The sequence below is a fragment of the Bifidobacterium castoris genome (genome assembly GCF_003952025.1).
Classification (GTDB): Bacteria; Actinomycetota; Actinomycetes; order Actinomycetales; family Bifidobacteriaceae; genus Bifidobacterium; species Bifidobacterium castoris.
This window is the reverse complement of record NZ_QXGI01000005.1, coordinates 164635-182194: the sequence shown is the minus strand read 5'-3', so window position 1 is coordinate 182194 and position 17560 is coordinate 164635. Positions and strand designations below refer to the sequence as shown.

The 17560-nt window shown below is 62.2% G+C and carries 13 protein-coding genes; 8 read left to right on the top strand and 5 right to left on the bottom strand.

Annotation, left to right across the window (positions count from 1 at the left end; all coding sequences use genetic code 11):
- Positions 1 to 202: 202 nt before the first annotated feature.
- The 3 genes from D2E22_RS07205 to D2E22_RS10795 all read left to right on the top strand — a co-directional run bounded on the left by D2E22_RS07205 (position 203) and on the right by D2E22_RS10795 (position 4554).
- On the top strand, positions 203 to 3793 hold the full coding sequence (locus D2E22_RS07205) for a thiol reductant ABC exporter subunit CydD/CydC (protein ID WP_126032416.1): 3591 nt from the start codon (positions 203 to 205) through the stop codon (positions 3791 to 3793).
- A 48-nt stretch (positions 3794 to 3841) separates the two neighbouring features.
- Positions 3842 to 4048 (top strand): hypothetical protein, encoded by a 207-nt coding sequence (locus D2E22_RS10800; protein WP_241218291.1) that lies wholly within the window; start codon positions 3842 to 3844, stop codon positions 4046 to 4048.
- Between the two features lie 68 nt (positions 4049 to 4116).
- Positions 4117 to 4554 (top strand): hypothetical protein, encoded by a 438-nt coding sequence (locus tag D2E22_RS10795; RefSeq protein WP_241218289.1) that lies wholly within the window; start codon positions 4117 to 4119, stop codon positions 4552 to 4554.
- 88 nt (positions 4555 to 4642) lie between these two features.
- On the opposite strand, the gene pdxT is transcribed toward D2E22_RS10795, so the two are convergent.
- Together pdxT and pdxS are read right to left on the bottom strand one after the other, a co-directional pair.
- Entirely contained in the window at positions 4643 to 5293 is a 651-nt protein-coding gene (pdxT, locus tag D2E22_RS07195) for a pyridoxal 5'-phosphate synthase glutaminase subunit PdxT (protein WP_126032415.1), read from the bottom strand.
- Between the two features lie 12 nt (positions 5294 to 5305).
- Positions 5306 to 6181 carry a pyridoxal 5'-phosphate synthase lyase subunit PdxS gene (pdxS, locus tag D2E22_RS07190; RefSeq protein ID WP_099720797.1) on the bottom strand — a complete coding sequence of 292 codons (876 nt, stop codon included), beginning with the start codon at positions 6179 to 6181 and terminating at the stop codon, positions 5306 to 5308.
- A 624-nt stretch (positions 6182 to 6805) separates the two neighbouring features.
- Between pdxS and D2E22_RS07185 the strand changes: the two genes are divergently transcribed.
- Entirely contained in the window at positions 6806 to 7861 is a 1056-nt protein-coding gene (locus tag D2E22_RS07185) for a hypothetical protein (protein ID WP_126032414.1), read from the top strand.
- Between the two features lie 529 nt (positions 7862 to 8390).
- Here the strand turns inward: D2E22_RS07185 and D2E22_RS07180 are convergent.
- Positions 8391 to 9611: an acyltransferase family protein gene (locus tag D2E22_RS07180; RefSeq protein ID WP_126032413.1), complete on the bottom strand. Its 1221-nt coding sequence runs from the start codon at positions 9609 to 9611 to the stop codon at positions 8391 to 8393.
- A gap of 123 nt (positions 9612 to 9734) precedes the next feature.
- Here D2E22_RS07180 and D2E22_RS07175 point away from each other — a divergent pair, with 123 nt between their 5' ends.
- From D2E22_RS07175 to D2E22_RS07165, 3 genes are all read left to right on the top strand, one after another.
- The gene (locus D2E22_RS07175) at positions 9735 to 11132 is read left to right on the top strand and encodes a Maf family nucleotide pyrophosphatase (protein WP_126032412.1); all 1398 of its coding nucleotides are present in this window, start codon (positions 9735 to 9737) and stop codon (positions 11130 to 11132) included.
- 66 nt (positions 11133 to 11198) lie between these two features.
- Positions 11199 to 11945 carry an HNH endonuclease family protein gene (locus D2E22_RS07170; protein ID WP_126032411.1) on the top strand — a complete coding sequence of 249 codons (747 nt, stop codon included), beginning with the start codon at positions 11199 to 11201 and terminating at the stop codon, positions 11943 to 11945.
- Between the two features lie 274 nt (positions 11946 to 12219).
- On the top strand, positions 12220 to 13410 hold the full coding sequence (locus tag D2E22_RS07165; protein ID WP_241218303.1) for an Nramp family divalent metal transporter: 1191 nt from the start codon (positions 12220 to 12222) through the stop codon (positions 13408 to 13410).
- A gap of 3 nt (positions 13411 to 13413) precedes the next feature.
- On the opposite strand, the gene D2E22_RS07160 is transcribed toward D2E22_RS07165, so the two are convergent.
- On the bottom strand, positions 13414 to 15111 hold the full coding sequence (locus tag D2E22_RS07160; RefSeq protein ID WP_126032409.1) for an MDR family MFS transporter: 1698 nt from the start codon (positions 15109 to 15111) through the stop codon (positions 13414 to 13416).
- Positions 15112 to 15157: 46 nt separating this feature from the next.
- Complete coding sequence (locus tag D2E22_RS07155) at positions 15158 to 15661, bottom strand: hypothetical protein (RefSeq protein ID WP_126032408.1); 504 nt, start codon at positions 15659 to 15661, stop codon at positions 15158 to 15160.
- Positions 15662 to 16006: 345 nt separating this feature from the next.
- Here D2E22_RS07155 and D2E22_RS07150 point away from each other — a divergent pair, with 345 nt between their 5' ends.
- Positions 16007 to 17542 carry a sugar transferase gene (locus D2E22_RS07150; protein WP_126032407.1) on the top strand — a complete coding sequence of 512 codons (1536 nt, stop codon included), beginning with the start codon at positions 16007 to 16009 and terminating at the stop codon, positions 17540 to 17542.
- Positions 17543 to 17560 lie beyond the last annotated feature (18 nt).

Genomic DNA, 17560 nt, shown 5'->3' with positions numbered 1-17560 from the left:
GCGGCGCGGCATTGTACGAAGGGACAAGACTCGCGAAAACTGATTTGTGCGAATGGACAAGCGATCTGCGGTGCCCGAAACGTGGGCGGCGTCACGAAAAAGTTGCCAAGCACCTCTGTTCAGCACGGCGCGATGCTGCTAGATTGGCGAATGGTCTCGCATCGCGCACCGATGAACGAACAATCGAAGCTCAGGAGGAACGATGGTCGACAAGCGGCTCTTCACGCTCGTACCGGGAGTCAGGAAACTCGTCATAGGCAAGGTCGTCTTCCTGTGGATCGGGCTGCTCGCGGACATCGCGCTCGCGGCGAGCATCGTCGGCATCGTCGCGCCGCTCGTCCGCTACGCCGGCGACGACCTTGCGTTCGCGGCGAACGTCACGGAGTTCTGGCCGTCGGTCGTCATGTTCCTCGTCATCGCCGTCGTGCGCTTTGTCGCGCATAGGTTCGCGACGAAGCTCGGCACCCTGGCCGCGGAGCGCGTCAAACTCGGCCTGCGCTCGGCGCTGTACAGGAAGATGCTGTCGCTCGGACCGTCGTACGCGCAGCACACGCGCACGTCGGACGTCGTGCAGCTCACCGGCGAAGGCGTCGACCAGGTGCAGAGCTTCTTCGAATCGTTCCTGCCGCAGCTCGGCTTCGCGATTCTTGCGCCGCTGACGTTGTTCGCCGTCATCGCGCCGGTCAACATGCCGACCGCCGTCACGCTGCTCGTCTGCGCGCCGCTCATCGTCATCATCGTCGGCCTCATCGCGATGCGCACGGCGAAGACCTTCCGCAAATACTGGGGCAAATACACGGACATGGGCGCCGTGTTCCTCGACGACCTGCAGGGGCTCGAGACGCTCAAGACCTTCGACGCGGACGGACGCGCGGCCGAGAAGATGAACCGCGAGGCCGAGGAGTTCCGCGTCATGACGATGCGCGTGCTGCAGATCCAGCTGCGCTCGCTGACGGCGATGGACGTCGTCGCCTACGGCGGCACCGCGGCCGGCATCTTCGTGGCTGTCTGGCAGTTCATGCACGGCGGCAATCAGGCCTTCGGCGACCTGTTCGTCTCGACTCCGCGCCTCGCCGATCCGCTGCTCGGCCTGTCCGGCGTCCTCTTCGTCATCCTGATGGCCGTCGACTTCTTCCTGCCGCTGCGCCAGCTCGGCTCGTACTTCCATGTCGCGATGAACGGCATGACCTCCAGCAAACGCATCTTCGCGCTGCTTGACGTACCCGGGCCGCAATACGGCGCGCAAACGCTGCCTGCCGGCGCCGACCTCGGCGTGCGCGCCGAATCGCTCGGATTCGCGTACGGGGAGGACGACGCCAAGCCGGCGTTGCATGACGTCACGTTGACGATGCCGGCGCGCTCGCTGACGGCGATCGTCGGCGAATCAGGATCGGGAAAATCGACGTTGGCGGCGCTCATCGCCGGGGAACTCGAAGGATACACGGGCTCGCTGCGGTTCGCCGACGGCAACGCGACGGTTGAGCTGCGCGACTGCAGCGAGGATGCGCTGATGCACGCCGTCTCGATCGTCGGCGCCCGCAGCCATCTGTTCGCCGGCACGCTGCGCGACAACCTGCTGATGGCGAAGCCGGACGCGACCGACGAGGAACTGCGGCGCGCGCTCGCCGACGCCCACATCCTCGACTTTATCGACGCGCAGTCCGACGGATTGGACATGCGGATCGAACAGGACGCGGCGAACCTCTCCGGCGGTCAACGTCAGCGCGTCGCCGTGGCTCGTGCACTGCTGCGCGACACGCCGATCATGATCTTCGACGAGGCGACGAGTTCGGTGGACGCGGACAGCGAACGGCTCATCATGGAGACAGTGCACAAGCTCGCCGAACACAAGACGGTGCTGCTCATCACGCATAGGCTCGCCGACGCCGTCGCCGCGGACACCATCGCCGTGTTCGCCGACGGCGGCTGCGTGGAGACCGGCGCCCACGACGCGCTCATCGCCGCCGACGGCGTGTATGCGACGATGTTCCGGACGCAGCAGGATGTCGAACAGGTCGGCAAACGCAAGGAACACGCCGGCATCCGGTATGCGCAGGATATGACGGCGCAGTCGCGCGGCGTGCAGGCCGATGGCTCCGACTCTCCGGCGCCGACGACGCAGGCGGCGAAGAAGGATGCGCCGCACGAGGAAATGCCGACGATGCGGCTCATCGGGCGGCTGCTCGGTCAGGTCGGCTCGCTGCGGCCGCTGATGATCGTCGCATGCGTCTTCGGCACGCTCGGGCACATCGCCGCGACCTTCCTGCCGGTATTCGGCACGATGGCGCTGTTCGCGGCCCTCGGCAGACCGGTGTGGGGGATGGGCGCCGGATGGGCGCTCGCGTTGATGATCGTCTGCGCGCTCATCCGCGGCGCGATGCGCTACTGCGAACAGTACATGAACCACAATCTGGCGTTCCGGCTGCTCGCGTTGTTCCGCGCGAAGATGTTCGCGGCGCTGCGCAGGCTCGCGCCGGCGAAGCTCGCCGGCAAAGGCAAGGGCGACCTCGTCTCGATGGTCACGACCGACGTGGAGCTGCTCGAGATCTTCTTCGCGCATACGATCTCACCGACCGTCATCGCAATCTCCACGACTCTCATCTACACGGTCGCGCTGCTGCTCCTCAGCCCGTGGTTCGCGCTGCTGCTCATCGTGGCGCATCTGCTCATCGGCGTCGTCGTGCCGAAGCTGTTCGCCGGGGCGTTGCACGGCGTCGGCGGCCGCATCCGCAAGGAATCGGCCCGGTTGGACGACATGGTGCTCGACGACATGCACGGTCTGGAGCAGATCATCCGCTTCGGTCAGGGCGAAGCGCGGCTGTCTCGGATCGAGCGCAGTTCGCGTGCGCTGTGGACGCAGCGCGTCGAGCTCAGCGCACGCAACGCGACCTACGGCGGACTCGATCACGTCATCATCGTGCTCGTCTCGGCGGCCGCGGCGTTCCTGACGCTCGCGCTGGCGTTGACGACGAACGCCGACATGACTGCCGCAGTGACGGCGCTCGTGCTCGTCGTCAGTTCGTTCGGACCGACGCTCGCATTGAGCGCGTTGCCGGCAAGCCTGACGCAGACCTTCGCATCGGCGCGGCGTCTGTTCGCGCTGATGGATGAGACGCCTGCGGTCGTCGAACGCGGAACGCTCGCGCCGCAGTATGACGGCATGCGGATGGACGACGTGACCTTCGCCTACGGCGACGGTGCGCCGGTGCTCGACGATGTGACACTCGACGCGCCGGTGTCGGGCATCCTCGGTCTGCAGGGACCGAGCGGGCGCGGCAAGTCGACGATGCTCAAGCTGCTGATGCGCTACTGGGATCCGCAATCGGGCGTCGTCACGCTTTCCGGGGACACGCTGCCGGCTGTGGACGCGCATGCGCGGCGCAGGCTGCAGACGATGATGAGCCAGGAGACGTATCTGTTCGACGGCACGATCGCCGATAATCTGCGGATTGCGGCGCCGGAGGCGAGCGATGGCGAAATCCGCGAGGCGCTGCGCAAGGCATCGGTGCTGCGGCTCGTCGAAAGCCTGCCGCAAGGCGTCGAGACGCCGGTCGGCGAACTTGGCGGCCGGCTTTCGGAAGGTGAACGCCAACGCATCGGCCTGGCGAGGATGTTCCTGCGCGACGCGCGGCTCTATCTGTTCGACGAACCGACGAGCCGGCTTGATTCGCTCAACGAGGCGTACATCCTGCAGTCGATCAACGGCTTGGTCGAGGAGAGCGGCGCCGCCGTCGTGCTCGTCTCGCACCGGGAATCAACGATGAAGATCGCCGACGAAGTGCGCGTGGTGTGAGGGTGAGCGGTCCCGTTGTCTAAATGGGCCTATGTACAATGGTGACGCATGATGTTGATGATTCGAGAGAGCGATTTGCGCGCGGTGCTTGATAAGCATCGTACGCAAATCGGCGTGCGTCCCCTTTGGGACTCGATCCTCATCTTCATCACAGGTGTGTTCTATATCCCTGCGGCATGGGCAGTGTCTAACGCAATCTGTAAATGGGATGATGCTTGGCTTCGGTCTGTTGGTTACGGGATATGGGGCATATGAAAAAAATAGTGGAACATGTGAGGCACCGTTTCACTGTTGAGATTTTGTATAAGGAGATAGCCGGGAAGATGATTAGTAGTTCCATCGTCGCGATTAGACAGCCCGGCGTTCCTGACTCGAATCAGTATCTACTGTATTATGACGTCGATTGGGATTGCTGGTTCTTCCCGAACCGTCGTTCCACTCCGGATATTCAGGATGACGAGCGTGATCTGCGGAACTATTTGAGCGTCGAGTTCAAGGTTTCCACGCAAGATTGCGAGCTCGCGATGCGCGGTACTGAGGAGAGTACGAAATACTCCACCGAGCATGACGAGGAACGGCACTATCGCTACCGCATCTACTCGGGTGACGTGCAGACACTTCCGGAGCATTGGTCACTGGACGGCGAGTTTGAGATTGGTGGTCACCGGTGCATGTGGATGACTATCGCGGAAATGCTTGCAGATGAACGCATTCATGCTGTCAACTACGATGTAGTGACCGCAGTGCGCGACAGTCTATGAAGCTGTCGGTCTGTGTGTAGATAGGACGTTATGAGGGTGGCCCGTGCGTTGCACGGGCCACCCTCAGCTTTTGTTATATCTCTTGAAATCACAGACTCAGGAAATACCCGTGGATGCGGGTGTCATCGGTGATCTCGGGATGGAAGGCGGTCGCGAGGATGTTGCCCTGTTGCAGTGCGACGGCGTTGCCGCCGGTGCTCGCCATGACATGGGCTTTCGGACCTACCTCGGCTACGAAGGGGCCGCGGATGAACACAAGCGGGAAATCGCTGATGACACCGCTCGGATCGCCATTGGCGGCGAAGGTCTGCACGTCCTCGGTCGTGGCGAACGACCCGAGCTGACGGCCGTACGCGTTACGACGGACGGTCGCGTCGAGCATGCCGAAATAGACGTTTGGGTCGTTGTCGAGCCGTTCGGCGAGCAGGATCATGCCGGCACAGGTGCCGAAGGTCGGCTTGCCGGCCGCGATATGCGCGGCGATCGGGTCGAACAGGCCGGTGGAACGCAGCAGCTTGCCCTGCGTCGTGCTTTCTCCGCCGGGAAGGATGACGCGGTCGATCGAATCGTTGAAATCCTCGGCCGCGCGCAGCAGCTTCCACGGCGCGCCGAGACGGCCGAGCATCGCGGCGTGCTCGGCGAAGGCGCCCTGCACGGCGAGGATGCCGGTGACGCCATGCGCCACGGCATCGACGCCGTCGGAATGCTCTTTGCAGATGTAGGAAACGTCAACAACCATGGACGACGCCTGTCACTCGCCGCGGGCGGCCATGATCGTTTCGATCTCGTCCTCGTTGATGCCCACCATCGCCTCGCCGAGGTTCTCGGACAGACGGGCGAGCAGATCGGCGTCCTGCCAGTTCGCGGTCGCCTGCACGATCGCGGCGGCACGCTTCGCCGGGTCGCCGGACTTGAAGATGCCGGAGCCGACGAAGACGCCCTCAGCGCCGAGCTCCATCATCAGCGCGGCGTCCGCCGGGGTCGCGACGCCGCCGGCGGCGAAGTTGACGACCGGCAGACGGCCGTTGTCATGTACGAACTTCGCGAGCTCATACGGCACGGCGAGCTGCTTGGCGAACTCGTAGACCTCGTCGTCGCGCAGCGAGACGAGCTCGCGGATCTGCTTGTTCATCGTGCGCATATGGCGCACGGCCTGGATGACGTCGCCGGTGCCTGGCTCGCCCTTCGTGCGGATCATCGAGGCGCCCTCCTCGATGCGGCGCAACGCCTCGCCGAGGTTCTTCGCGCCGCAGACGAAGGGGACGGCGAATTCGTTCTTGTCGATGTGGTAGACGTCATCGGCGGGGGAGAGGACCTCGGACTCGTCGATGTAGTCGATCTCGATGGCCTGCAGGATGCGGGCCTCGGCGATGTGGCCGATGCGCACCTTCGCCATGACGGGAATCGAGACGGCCTCCTGGATGCCCTTGATCATCGCGGGATCGCTCATGCGGCTCACGCCGCCGGCCGCGCGGATGTCTGCCGGAATGCGCTCGAGCGCCATGACGGCGCACGCGCCCGCGTCCTCGGCGATGCGCGCCTGCTCGGGCGTCGTGACGTCCATGATGACGCCGCCCTTGAGCATCTGGGCGAGATTCTTGTTGAGTTCGTTTCTCGTGGTTTCCATCGATGACCTTCTTGGGTTGTAGATGCATGGTACGCCGTCGAAGGTGCGCGGATGTGCGCGGACTACGGCGTGGGAATCCTCTTCGGCGTGCGCTGGCGCGCGGCCTCCCTCGAGAAATAGCACATGAATGTGCATGGGTCGGGGGCGGTGTTCAGCAGATGAACAGGTGCATGGGTGCATGCGTAGGTGGGTGTGGGTGTGGGTGTGCGCGCATGGGCGCACAAGTGCATAACTCGATATTTCGGTTGGAATATCGAATTATGCGCTGCCGGGCGAGGGAGGCGATGGTCTGAGTGCAAGGGGAATGATAGGAAATCATTGATTTTGTGAGGAATTGGCATGATTGACATGTGCCATGTCCGCAAATGTGCGTATCGATGGAGCCAGTATGCATGCCACGACGGCACATGAACGCATAGGTCGGGAATACAGGAGCATCTTTTGAGTTATGCACGTATCCACAACGTTGTGCACATGCGGGGTAGAGGTTGGCGTGTGAATCCACATTTCCACAGAAGTCATAAATGGGTTTGCAGGTGAAGAATATCCGGACGTACGGTGAGCGGATTCACGCGCACGGATTGTGCAATCCGTGACGGTGGGGTTGCTGGAAGGAGAGAGAGGATGGGAGTCACCACATTCGGTGCCAACGGGGAATATGCGGATGATGGATATCCATGGGACGCCGTGCCCATGGATTCGCCGGTGGATGAAGGTCTTGCACAGCGCGGATACGGGAATCAGCGGTCGTATCCGATGCTGCGCGCCAATCTGCGGGAGCGCACGTCGCAGGTGATGCGTCGTTGCAAGGACGCCAATCTTCCGTACGCGTACTGCAAATCGACGGCGTTGAGACTGCTCGGAGTGGAGACGCCCGAAGATCTGGCGGGGCCGGGTAACGCGTGGGACAATGCGGCGTCGCGCAAACCGGGGAGGCAATCGAAACGGCGGCCGAACGCGGATGCGCTGCACGTCGTCGTCCGTACGGCGTCCGAACGGCGCGCGTTGCCGGGTGTGCGCATGCATGTGTGGAACGGGCTGGCCGATGATTGCGTGCAGATGCTCGCGAACGGCATATGCTGCCTCAAGCCGGCGGCCGCATGGTCGTCGGTCGCGATGGATGCGACGATGCTGCAGCTCATCCAGATTGCGGAGTCGATGGAACGCTACGGGTTGGCGACGCTCGACGAACTGCGCGCATTCGTGGAGGCGCGGCGTTTCCACGGCAAGCATCGGTGTCGGGTTGCGCTCGCGATCGCGAAACCGGGCAGCGCATCGGTCAAGGAGACCGAACTGCGGGTACGGTTGGAATTGCGCGGTCTTCCGGAGTTCGCAATCAACTTCGCGGTGCCGGGCGCCGCATACGATTCACGTGTGGAGCAGACGGTGGACCTTGCGCTCGAGCGGTATCGCGTTGGGTTGGAATATCAGGGGGATCAGCATCGTTCGGACTACAGGCAGTATCGGCGTGACCGTGACAAGCTCGGCGCGTTGGCCGCGTTGGGCTGGCGGGTGTTCGAGGTGACGCAGGATGATTTGAATTCCGAGGAGGCGTTGGATCGGCTCGCAATGCGCATCATGTGCGTGATCGCGGCGCAGACAGGCGTCCAGCCGCAGATCGCGCGGCTGACCTATGCGCGGATTGCGGATCCGCGGCGCGCGGGACGGAAGGGTGTGTGAGTGGCGCATAACAGGGTGTGTGAGTGCATATCTCGATATCTTGGGTGAATTATCGAGATATGCGTGGGAAGGGAATGGGATAGGTGTTCTGGCCAAAGCGGGAATTGCGCAAATGTGCACAAGACACTTAGAAATTCACGCAAAATCCTCCATACTCAATCATGAATACTTGGATTGATGTGCTTGAGTGGGTGCGTCCTTCGCATATATCGAGATCATGCGTGAAGTATCGAGTTATGCGGGAGAGTGGCGAGAAGCTGTAGTCGTGTAATCGTCGCGTTGTGGCGCCAGAAGGTGGATCACATTGTGGCGCCAGGGGATTGCGTTGTGGCGTCGGGAGGATGAATCATGTTGTGGTGATGGCCGGATGAATCATAGTGTGGCGCAGGACGGATGAATCGCGGTGTGGCGGGATGAATCGTAATGAAGATGACGGGGCGGGCGGATGGCTTGGGTGGATGCCGGAATGGACATGTGACTGTGGAACCGCGGCGATGGCGCGGTCCCACAGTCACGATGGCGGAGGGGATTACTTGATCTGCGCGGCCTGTGGGGAATCTGCTGTGTTGGATGCGGAGGGTTCCAGCATCAGCTTCGGCAGTGACTGTACCCAATGCCAGTGGGCGACTGTATCCCATAGTGCATTGAACCATCGTCCCGGATGACGGTCCACGGTGAGGGCGAACAGGCCGCGGCGTATGAAGTCACACAATGTGCATGCCGCATATACGCCGAATAGGATGCAGATGACGTGAAGCACCATGAAGGGCTTGCCGTAGATGTCCTTGAGGTTGAACCAAGTGGACCACAGCAGATTCTGTGTAAGCGGATAATCAGAAATCAGGTAGACAGCAAATGCGGATTTGGCTATGAAATTGATAATACCGCTATGAAAATGTGTACGACTGAATAAGAGGAAGATTGGAATGCCGACTAGCATCGTTGGTAGTGCAAAATTTGAAAACGGTGAGTAATTATCTAAAACTGCTGGAGTTGTATTGTTGAAAAGATATTTTACTGCCATATCTATGAATATTATTATCGCAACGGATAGCCCTAGTCCTATGCTGATCATACCCCACAAGTATTTTGTTGATGCGGGTTTGATGTAAAGCTTATAGCAAGAAAGTATAATAAATATATACACAAATCCCATTACATTATTGATGAATAATGGAAATATTGTTTGCAAAGGGATTAAGCTCAGAGGCGCGAAAACTGCCAGTAGCATCACGGTCAATTGTATATGACGTTTGCGGCCTATCGCCAATAACGCGTATTGCAAGAATGGTAGTAAAGCGAGAAAAGCTGCGTATGATGTTGCGTACCACCAGAGATTGGTGACGATGGGGAAGAAGCTGGTGATTACTATGGAGGGGAATGTGGATCTGTTTATGATTGCGAATGCCGCCAGTAAGGTGAGACTCCAGAACAACAGTTCCCGCTCCATCAGCCATATGCGTTTGAAGTTTTGCTTAATGGACTGCGCGGAGTCGATGAAGAACCATGCAGAGATGGAGAAAAAGATGACAACGCCGATTTTGCCGCCGCTAAGGAAGAAGAATGAGAAGATTTCTCTGCCCGGTGTTAGTGGGAATTGTGAAAGAGGGCTTCCGTTGTGCACAATGAAATGATGGGAAATAATCATCAGCATGGCGATGATGCGTAGTAATTCGATGCTAGAGTTGCGTTGTTTGCGCTTGCCGGTGCTGCGCCGTCCCTTCAAGGCGACGTCGATCTGTGTGGTCATTAACCGTCCTTCATCATAGAAATCTCTGAAAATCTTCTGCGCTTATCTTGCCGAACCGTATCGACGGTGTGACGCACATATGAATCATGCCGCCGATGCAACGCGTGCAGTAAGGTGTACTGCATGAGCATTCCGTTGATTCTTGCCTCCAAGTCCCAGCCGCGTCGTGATGTGCTGTTCAACGCCGGCATCTGCCCGACGATTCGCGTGTCGCATGTCGACGAGGACGCCGTGATTGAGCGCAGGGCGCGGGAGCAGGGCGTGAGCGTGGACGAGCTGCCGATCGCCGACAAGGTGTGCACGTTGTCCCGTGCGAAGGCGATGGCCGTCTATGAGATCTACCGCAACGTCGTGCGCACGGCCTCGGAGGCCGCCGGCGAACGCGTCATCGGCCGTCCGCTCGAAGTGGCCGCGGAGCAGATGGTGACGGATGCGGGGTCGCCGGCCGCCGAATACACGGTCGAAGCCATCGCGTCGGCGCAGACGCGCGATTTCTCCGGCGTCGACATCCCGACCGAGTGCGAGCCGATCGATACGACCGGCGGTCTCTCAGACCGCAAGGTCGGTCCGCTTATCCTCGGCTGCGACTCGATGTTCCTGCTCAACGGCCACGCGTACGGCAAGCCGCACACCGAAGCGGTCGCGCGCGAACGCCTGCGGGCGATGAGCGGCGCGACCGGCGAACTGTGGACCGGGCACACGTTGATCGATTTCGCGACGGGGCGCATGGAGACCGCGGCGAGCATGGCGACGCTGACGTTCTGCGAGTTCACCGAGACGATGATCGACCGCTACATCGCCTCCGGGGAGCCGCTCGAGGTGGCGGGGTCGTTCACGCTGGACGGTCTCGGCGGCGCGTTCATCGATTCGATCACCGGTGCGCCGAGCGGCATCATCGGTTTGAGCCTGCCGCTGGCGCGTGAACTCGTCGAACGGATGGGCATCGAATGGACCGACCTGTGGAACGTGCCGCGCGACGAACGGTTCCAGGAATCCTCGGCGAAGGCGCCGAAGACGAACGTGCATCAGCCGGGCGACGGCTGGGTCGAATGCGCATGCGGACGCCGTCATTGGGGAACCAACGGCGCCGCGGGAGTGCTGCTTGCGCGCCGTGACGCGACGACCGGTAAGGTCACGCACGTCGTCATGCAGCACCGCGCCGCGTGGAGCGCCGAAGGCGGCACGTGGGGCATCCCGGGCGGTGCGATCGCCAACGGCGAGTCGACTCTTGAGGGCGCGCTGCGCGAAGCCGACGAGGAGGCGAACATCACGCCGGAGGACATCGAGGTCGTCGGCTCCTACTGCGAGGAGCACGGCCCGTGGTCCTACACGACGGTGTTCGCGTTCGAGAAGCCGGGGCATACGGTGCATCCGAAGGCGAATGACGACGAAAGCATGGAGATCGAATGGGTCGCGATCGACGAGGTCCCCGACCACAGGCTGCTCACGGCGATGCGCACCGACTGGCCTCGGTTCCGCACACGCCTCGACGCGCTCGCCGCCGAATACCAAGGACGCTGATGGCCGCGCGGCGATGACGGGGCCGACGATTTGCGTTCGCAGACGGGAACGCGTAGACGTAATGGCATGACACGCAGACGCTCCCAGCATTTCGGCCGCAAGTACATCAACGGCGCCGGCCTGTTCGAACGTATGCTCATCCTGCTCGTCATCCTCGTCGTCATCGGTGTGACGATCGGCCTTGTATTGCCCCGAGTCAGCCCGAAGCTCGCCGAGATGACCGGCAGATACCGTGCGACGGGCACGGCTGCGCAGACGCTCGACTCGCTCACCGTCGATGATCATCCGTCGTCGCGCGGCTACGACCGCGAGAAATTCGGCTACCGGCAGACCGACGTCGACGGCAACGGCTGCGACGTGCGCGACGACGTGCTGGGCCGCGACCTCGAAGACGTGCGCTACACGCAACGCGGCGGCTGCAAGGTCCAGTCGGGCGTCCTCGAAGACCCGTACACCGGCGACGAGATCCATTTCCAGCGGGGCAGGGACACGAGCGCAGCCGTGCAGATCGACCATGTCGTGGCGCTGCAGAACGCGTGGCAGTCGGGGGCGAGCACCTGGAGCGCGAAGAAACGCTACGAATTCGGCAACGACATGTACAACCTCATCGCCGTGGACGGCGCGGCGAACCAGGAGAAATCCTCGGCCTCGGCCGCATACTGGCTGCCGGAGAACAGCGGGTACCGCTGCGCATACGTCGCACGGCAGATCGGCGTCAAGGACAAGTACGGACTGACGGTCACCACACAGGAGAAACGTGCGATGCTCGCCGTGCTGCACAGCTGCCCCGGGCAGGCGGTGCCCGAGGAATGACGACGATTGAGCGAGCCGCGAACAGACGTCGATTCGTTATGTTGGCCCTCTAGGACTGCTTGATAGGGCAACGCGATGAGGAGCGGCGATGACACGGCGAAGCGAAACGAAACCGGATGGCACGGCGGACGGCATAGTGTGCGATGCAGCGGCCGGCGTCCAGAAGCCGGTGGACATCGATACGCTCGGACTCGACGCGGAGGCCGCGCAGGACATCGCCATCGCACGCCAGGACGAAGGCAGGCCGGAGAAGACGACGCATGCGCTCGCGAGCATGCTCGGGCCGGCATTCGTCGCGGCCGTCGCCTACGTCGACCCCGGCAACGTCGCCGCGAACCTCACCTCCGGCGCGAAATACGGATACATGCTCGTCTGGGTGCTCGTCGCCGCGAACTGCATGAGCGTGCTCATCCAGTATCAGGCGGCGAAGCTTGGCGTCGTGACCGGCAAAAGCCTGCCGCAGATCCTCGGCGAACGCATGGGCGCGGCCGGATGCTTCCTGTTCTTCATGCAGGCCGAGGTGATTGCGATCGCCACCGACCTGGCCGAGGTGATCGGCGGCGCGATCGCGCTCAACCTGCTATTCGGTATACCGATGCTGCTCGGCGGGTGCATCATCGGCGCTGTCTCCACATTGCTGCTGTTCGTCCAAGGCGGCGAAACGCACAGGATCTTCGAGCGGCTCGTCATCGGACTGCTGCTCGTCATTACCTTCGGATTCATCGCAGGGTTGTTCATGGACCCGCCGAACCCGCTCGCGGTGGCCGAAGGGCTCATGCCGCGCTTCTCGGATGGCGCCTCGGTGCTGATGGCCGCGTCGATGCTCGGCGCGACGGTCATGCCGCACGCGATCTACCTGCATTCGACGCTCGTGAATGACCACTTCGGCAAAGGCGTCGACCGGCCGAGCGTGCCCGAGATGATGCACGGCAGCCGCATCGACGTCGTGTGGGCGCTCGCTATCGCAGGCAGCGTGAACATCGCACTGCTCGTCATCGCGGCGAATTCATTGCATGGCATGGGCGGCACCGACACGATCGAAGGCGCGCAGCATGCGATCACGCAGGTGCTTGGGCCCACCGTCGGCACAATCTTCTCGATCGGGCTGCTCGCGTCCTCGCTGTCCTCCACGTCGGTCGGCACCTACGCCGGTTCGGAGATCATGAAGGGGCTGCTGCGGGTGAAGGCGCCGATGTGGGCGTGCCGCATCGTGACGCTTGTGCCGGCGCTCGTCGTACTCGCCTTCGCGAGCAATCCGACCGAGGCGCTGATCATCGGTCAGGTGGTGCTTTCGATCGGCATTCCCTTCGCGATCATCCCGCTGATGCGCTACACCCATGACCGAGAGATCATGGGCAAATACGCCGACGGCATGGTGAAGCACATCATCTGCCTCGCCGTGTGCGCCGTGATCGTGCTGCTCAACCTGGTGCTCATCGTGCTCACGGCGATGGGCAAGGCGTAGCGGCTACTTGCCAGAGACGGCCATAGCGGTGCGGGGAGCGGGCCGGTCCTTCTCATGGCCCAGCGCGCGGCGCACCGCGTCGCGCGCGGAGCCGGCGTCCTCGCCTTTGACGCCGAAGACGACCAGCAGGATCATGATGAAGTTGATGATCGCGCTGATGCGCAGCGCCCATTCGATGCCGATGACGTCCGCCGCGATCTCGGTGCGGACGGAGGACATCTGCCCCGCGGCGATTGAATACATCGTCAGGATCATGACCGGCGATCCGATCGCGCCGGCTATCTGCCGCACGGTGTTCGTGACCGCTGAACCTGCGGACACCTCGGCCGGCTTGAGGCAGTTGAGCGACCATGTGGTGATCGGCATCATGACGAAGCCCATGCCGATCTGCCGGATGAACTGGCAGATGGAGATGTACCAGATCCAGGTCTGTATGCCGATCATGCTCATCATCACGGTGCCGAGGCACAGCAATATCGTGCCGACCATCGCGACCGGACGCGCGCCGAACCGGTCGAGCGCGCGTCCGCCGAAGAACTGGGCGATCGCCTGCGCGATGGCGCCGGGCAGCATGACGAGACCGCTGATCGTGGCCGTGTAGCCGCGGCAGTTCTGGATGTACAGCGGAATGAGCACGACGAGGGAGCTGAACGCAAAGAAGCTCAATGCCGCGATGAGCGTGCCGACCGAGAAATGCGCGTTGCGCAGCACCGACAGATCAAGCAGCGCCGGACGTTTCGCGTTGCCGGCCTTGAAACGCTTCTCGTTATGGATCTGCCGCAGCACGAACCAGATGATGCCGGCGATGCCGATGACCATCGGGAGCCAGACGACGGGAGCCACAATCGGATAGGACTGGATGTTCGTGAACCCGAACATGAGCGCGCCGAAGCCGATGATCGACAGGCCCACCGAGAAGAAGTCCGCATGCGCCGTCTTGTCCGATGCCCCGAAATTGTGCAGTCCGCAGGCTGCGAGCACGATTGCGATGCAGCCGATGACGGTGAGCGTCAGGAAGATCGAGCGCCATCCGTTCATATCGGTCTGCAGGCCGCCGAGCGTCGGGCCGATCGCCGGGGCCACGGCCATCGCCATGCCGACGACGCCCATCGCCATGCCGCGCCGGTCCAACGGGAAGATCGAGAAGACGGTGATCTGCAGCACCGGCCACATGACGCCGGTGCCGGCAGCCTCGAGGAAACGGCCGAACAGCGCGAGCGAGAAGGTCGGGCTGAGCCACGCGAGCACCGATCCGACCGTGAACACGACCATCGATGTGATGACGATCTGCCGTGTGGAGAAACGCCGCGTCAGATACGCGGTCAGCGGCACCATGACGCCCATCGTCAGCTGGAAGATCGATGTCATCCATTGGCCGAGCGTCACCGAGATGCCGAAGTCGTCGACGAGCGTCGGCAGCGCGGCGCTCAGCTGCAGCTGAGTGAAGTTGCCGACGAAGGTGATGAAGGTCAGGATCGCGAGCGAGACGAACGCCGGACGCGTCAGATGGCCGTCCCGGTACGCATGTTCGCGGGTGAGCGCGGCGGACAGCCCGGCTATTCCGCGGTGCGTGGCCACATCCGGCTCCGGCTCGTGGTGCACCTCGCGGGTGTACGGACGCCCGGGGCGGATGGGCGGTGCGCCTCCTGTGTCGCCGGGTTGTTCGTGCTGTGGATGCTCCTGTTGTCCGTGTGCTGCCATGCGTTCCTAGGTTCTTGTCGGATGCGGCGCTTGCGCCGCGGTTTGATCAGTCTTCTGCGGTGGTGTCGTCTTCGATGGTCGTGATAGCCCCCGACACGATGGCTTCGTCGACGATCGGCGTCTCGCCGGTGGGGGTGTCGTCGGCCGACTGCTCGTCGTCCTGATACTGCGGGCTGTATTCGGCGACGTTGAGTACGGCGATGCCGTCCGCGGTGCGCACGAAGACGTTCGCGCGGCCGCCGATCTCCTCGATGCCCTCGAGCAGGTGCGCGATCGGCTCCGTGTCGAGCACCGGCAGCACCTGCGCGACGCCCTTCTCGTCGATGACGCGCAGCGTCTCGTCGAGTTCGCCGGTGGCGAGGATCTCGTCGATGCGGCGTTCGAACTGGTGGAGCTCGTCGTCCTCGATGGCGTCGTCGCTCTCGTCCTGCGTGGTCACGGCGTCGATCTCACCGGTCTGGATGTCGTCCTGTGTGTTCGACGTGGCGGTCGTCGTCTCCTCGATCACGTCGTCGGCCCCACCCTTGACGTGTTCCTTATACTCTGCCATTGTGGCCTCCTTCGAATCGGCATCCGCCGGCATGCGCGGAACGCAGGCTCGCGGATGCGGAAGGCGCACGGTGCGCGATCTCGCATTGGACGCGTGGAATCGGCGGGATGCTCGGTTTAGTTGAGATACCTCATCTCAATACTAGACGGAAGGCATTCCTTATTCACTGTTCGAGAAACGGCGGTCGGGCGGTCGCGGCGATGTGGAGGCTTTGTTGACAAGCGCCGTGCTGAACAGGGTTCGCGTTATGATGAATCTTCGTGTGCGCGGGAACTCATGATCCGTGCCATGATGCGACGTCGTTTACGCATCAGATGACCATGTCATTTCATCAGAGGGAGAATGATGAGCGGAATGCAGAGCGACGCGCAACTGGCTCAGCAGGTTGATCGTCAATCCGCCAAGGTGCTGCAGTGGCGGTTCGTCATGAACCTGGCTCTTATGGCGTTCGACGCGCTGGTGTTCTTCTGCGTGAATCTGGGCGTCATGGCGATGTACAGGGAGATGCGCGTCTTCACGACGCGACTGCAGTGGAACGTCACGATTAACCCGTATCTGTACGCGGCGGTGTGCGCGATCATCTGGGTGTTCTGCGCGCGCGTCGCCGGCGTCTACCATCGTCACGTGTTCGCCGACGGCTACCAGCTCAACGTCCTGCTGCTCAAGGCGGCCTGCATCAGCTGGATCAGCATCTGCGCCGTCAACTACATCATGCAGACGACCATTTCGCTGGCCGACGTCACCGTGGCCTGCCTGTGCGTCTGGATCGTCGAGATGATCGTGCGCATGGTCGCGAGGATGTTCCTGACGGCGCGCCACCGCAAAGGCGAATACGCCTATCCGACCGTCATCGTCGGCTCGCCGGAGGGCATCGGCCAGATCCTCAAGTTCCTCAACCAGCGCAAGCAGCTCAACTACAAGCCGGTGCGCGTCTGCCCGATCCGGGTGAGCCCGGCCACCGGCCTCATCGAAGCCGATCCGGACCGCAACCTCCTCAAGGCCGAGGTGGAGGAGTCCTGGGGCGAGTTCATCCAGCCGATCACCTACGGCGACGACCTTGCCGCGCGCATCGCGCAGACCGGTGCGCAGACCGTCATGGTGACCGACGTGCTCGACCGGTTCTCCGACAACCTGAGCACCTTCGCCGTGCAGATGGAGGCCCTCAACCTGGAGATCGCGCTGATCACGTCGGCGCTCGACATCGCCGAACATGCGACGCAGATGCGCAACATCCAGGGCATGAGCATCATGACGATCAGGCTGCCGCAGTATTCGCCGGCGTCTCGCATCAAGAAGCGCGTCTTCGATTTGGTCGTCTCCTCGATCGCGATCATCCTGTCGTCGCCGATCATGCTCATCGTCGCATTGGCGATCAAACTCGAGGACGGCGGCCCGATCTTCTACAAGCAGGAACGCATCGGCCAGCACGGCAAGCCGTTCTACATCCACAAGTTCCGTTCGATGCGCGTGGACGCCGACAAGCATCTCAAGGAGGTGCTCGAGGCGAACGGCCAGGAGATGGGCGCGCGCTACAAGCTCAAGCATGATCCGCGCATCACGAAGGTCGGCAATTTCATCCGCAAGACGAGCCTCGACGAGCTGCCGCAGTTCTTCGACGTGTTCACCGGGTCGATGAGCGTCGTGGGCCCGCGTCCGCAGCGCGACTTCGAAGTCGAGGAATACGATCAGGTCTATGCGACGCGCCTGTTGGTTAAGCCGGGCATCACCGGACCGTGGCAGGTCTCCGGCCGCAACGACCTGAATGAGGAGGAAAGCCGTCAGCTCGATGTGAGCTATGTGCAGGATTGGAGCGTTCTCGGCGACGTCGTCTACATCCTGCGCACAATCGGCATTGTCGTGCACCCGCACGGCGCGTACTGAGCGATGTTGTCCTAATCA

Coding starts and splice junctions, on each gene's coding strand:
- D2E22_RS10795 (WP_241218289.1), top strand. CDS start 4,117: ATGATTAGTAGTTCCATCGTCGCGATTAGACAGCCCGGCGTTCCTGAC.
- D2E22_RS07150 (WP_126032407.1), top strand. CDS start 16,007: ATGAGCGGAATGCAGAGCGACGCGCAACTGGCTCAGCAGGTTGATCGT.
- D2E22_RS07155 (WP_126032408.1), bottom strand. CDS start 15,661: ATGGCAGAGTATAAGGAACACGTCAAGGGTGGGGCCGACGACGTGATC.
- D2E22_RS07180 (WP_126032413.1), bottom strand. CDS start 9,611: ATGACCACACAGATCGACGTCGCCTTGAAGGGACGGCGCAGCACCGGC.
- D2E22_RS07185 (WP_126032414.1), top strand. CDS start 6,806: ATGGGAGTCACCACATTCGGTGCCAACGGGGAATATGCGGATGATGGA.
- pdxT (WP_126032415.1), bottom strand. CDS start 5,293: ATGGTTGTTGACGTTTCCTACATCTGCAAAGAGCATTCCGACGGCGTC.
- D2E22_RS07160 (WP_126032409.1), bottom strand. CDS start 15,111: ATGGCAGCACACGGACAACAGGAGCATCCACAGCACGAACAACCCGGC.
- D2E22_RS07165 (WP_241218303.1), top strand. CDS start 12,220: ATGCTCGGGCCGGCATTCGTCGCGGCCGTCGCCTACGTCGACCCCGGC.
- D2E22_RS10800 (WP_241218291.1), top strand. CDS start 3,842: ATGATGTTGATGATTCGAGAGAGCGATTTGCGCGCGGTGCTTGATAAG.
- pdxS (WP_099720797.1), bottom strand. CDS start 6,181: ATGGAAACCACGAGAAACGAACTCAACAAGAATCTCGCCCAGATGCTC.
- D2E22_RS07175 (WP_126032412.1), top strand. CDS start 9,735: ATGAGCATTCCGTTGATTCTTGCCTCCAAGTCCCAGCCGCGTCGTGAT.
- D2E22_RS07205 (WP_126032416.1), top strand. CDS start 203: ATGGTCGACAAGCGGCTCTTCACGCTCGTACCGGGAGTCAGGAAACTC.
- D2E22_RS07170 (WP_126032411.1), top strand. CDS start 11,199: ATGACACGCAGACGCTCCCAGCATTTCGGCCGCAAGTACATCAACGGC.